Source organism: Bartonella sp. CL70QHWL, from assembly GCF_042194855.1.
Classification (GTDB): domain Bacteria; phylum Pseudomonadota; class Alphaproteobacteria; order Rhizobiales; family Rhizobiaceae; genus Bartonella.
Genome location: NZ_JBHINJ010000073.1, coordinates 1 through 1,670, shown reverse-complemented (window position 1 = coordinate 1,670; position 1,670 = coordinate 1). Strand labels below are relative to the sequence as shown.

Annotated in this window: 3 protein-coding genes; 1 reads left to right on the top strand and 2 read right to left on the bottom strand. The window is 35.7% G+C overall.

The features are described 5' to 3' along the window. Nucleotides 1-642 (bottom strand): hypothetical protein (locus ACFIJZ_RS09735; RefSeq protein WP_375631954.1); only part of this gene is annotated, 642 nt, incomplete at its 3' end. 10 nt (nucleotides 643-652) lie between these two features. Further along, nucleotides 653-982, bottom strand: coding sequence for a hypothetical protein (locus ACFIJZ_RS09730; RefSeq protein ID WP_375631952.1), 330 nt, complete (start codon nucleotides 980-982; stop codon nucleotides 653-655). A 102-nt stretch (nucleotides 983-1,084) separates the two neighbouring features. Here ACFIJZ_RS09730 and ACFIJZ_RS09725 point away from each other — a divergent pair, with 102 nt between their 5' ends. Then, entirely contained in the window at nucleotides 1,085-1,405 is a 321-nt protein-coding gene (locus tag ACFIJZ_RS09725) for a helix-turn-helix domain-containing protein (RefSeq protein ID WP_375631950.1), read from the top strand. Nucleotides 1,406-1,670: the final 265 nt, after the last annotated feature.

Sequence of the window (1,670 nt, the reverse complement as noted above, 5' to 3'; positions counted from 1 at the left end):
CTTACCATCATCATTCTTATGCGCTTCGTTTGTGCTATATGAAACGTGTTTACGCATGTAAACTTCGTCGTTATCGCTAACCTCTCCATAGCCACAAACCTTGGTATATCCACAAACCTTGGCATTTCCGTAAACACGAGCATTTTCACAAACCTTAGCATTCCCATACACATGCGCATTGCCATAAACCGAAGCATCATTACTAACACAGACATAGCCACAAACCTTGGCATTGCCATAAACACGGGCATGGTCACTAACATGCGCATGCCCACTAACACGAGCATTTTCATAAACTCTAGCTCTGCCATAAATATGGGCATTGCCATAAACATAACTATCTCCATAAATAAAAGCATCTATACCAACACGGGCATTGCCATAAACACGGGCGTTTTCATAAACATTGGCTCCATTAAAAACCCATGCATTTTCATAAACCTTGGCATTATCAAAAACACAAGCCTTCTGAGCAACCCAACATTCACCATGATGACTTAAGTTGCTCTCTTTTTCGATATACCCCCCAATCTCTCCAGCCTTCACATCTCCAAAATCTCTTAAGGCTTTAATACGATGAAGTGTGTGATTACCAAAAACACGTGTCTCATCCGTGAATTCATATTTCTTTTCTACAGCCATCTTTATCTCCTTAATGCTGTAAAGTTTCTCCGGTGTGATCAACACCGCAGCTCTTGCTAATTTTCGACAATGGGGGGTGTTGCTCTTGCATTAATCTCTGCAAGCGCTCGGGATAAAAAAAATCTTCTGGACGCAAATCTATCCCATGGTCACGGGCATAGTTCAGAAGCATAATTTGATACTTAGCTGGTATAATTCCGCCTTTACCCTCTCGCTTTTCAAAAGGGTAAGCCCATTTTCTAATTACAATAACATTGCGATTAACGATATTAGCAACTTTTTTATACCCACCTAGATACTCAATTATGAGTTTTGCGGTTTTCGTATATGTTTTTATCATAGCGATAAAAATACGATATCAAAAATATTTAGTCAATACGAAAAACGTATCATTGTATTTTTTATATTGTAAGGACTTTAAAAATAAGGAATAAACTTAATTATGGTTAGGCAAAAAGAGCTAAAAATTTGGATAAAAAAAGAGCTTGATAAAATGGGACGAGGGAGCCAAGCCAAGCTTGCCGCCCATCTTGGTATAAGAAGACCAGCTATATCCAATATGATTAATCTTAATACAAATAGGGAAATGAGAGATATTAAGGCAGATGAATTAGTTAAAATTATGGAGTTTTTTAAAGATTCCTCACCTATTTCTGGACCTTACTCTGATGATTTTCTTTACTTATATTCACAAGCGAATGATTCTGAAAAGAAGATTGTCGAGGATCTTTTAAAATCTCTGCTCGCAGCAAGAAATTCATAAAAGCTTTTTTTTCACATTCGGTTAATTTATTTAGCATGATGGATAGCTGCTTTTCTTTTATATTTTCTATCATAAGCACCTCATTAACATTAATGATAATAAACAAAATCGAATAGATTTATAAAAATAAAAATACGTTTTTCGTATTTTATCTATTGACACATCGTTACGAAAAACGTATTGATCACTCCATATCTTAGAAAATAACTTTTGCCAATAGGCAGTATGGAGGCATTTGTGAATAAACCAGTGTTTATAAATTCTG

What these genes read in the sequence shown, in the direction of transcription:
- ACFIJZ_RS09730 (WP_375631952.1), bottom strand. Translation starts at nt 982, where the DNA reads ATGATAAAAACATATACGAAAACCGCAAAACTCATAATTGAGTATCTA.
- ACFIJZ_RS09725 (WP_375631950.1), top strand. Translation starts at nt 1,085, where the DNA reads ATGGTTAGGCAAAAAGAGCTAAAAATTTGGATAAAAAAAGAGCTTGAT.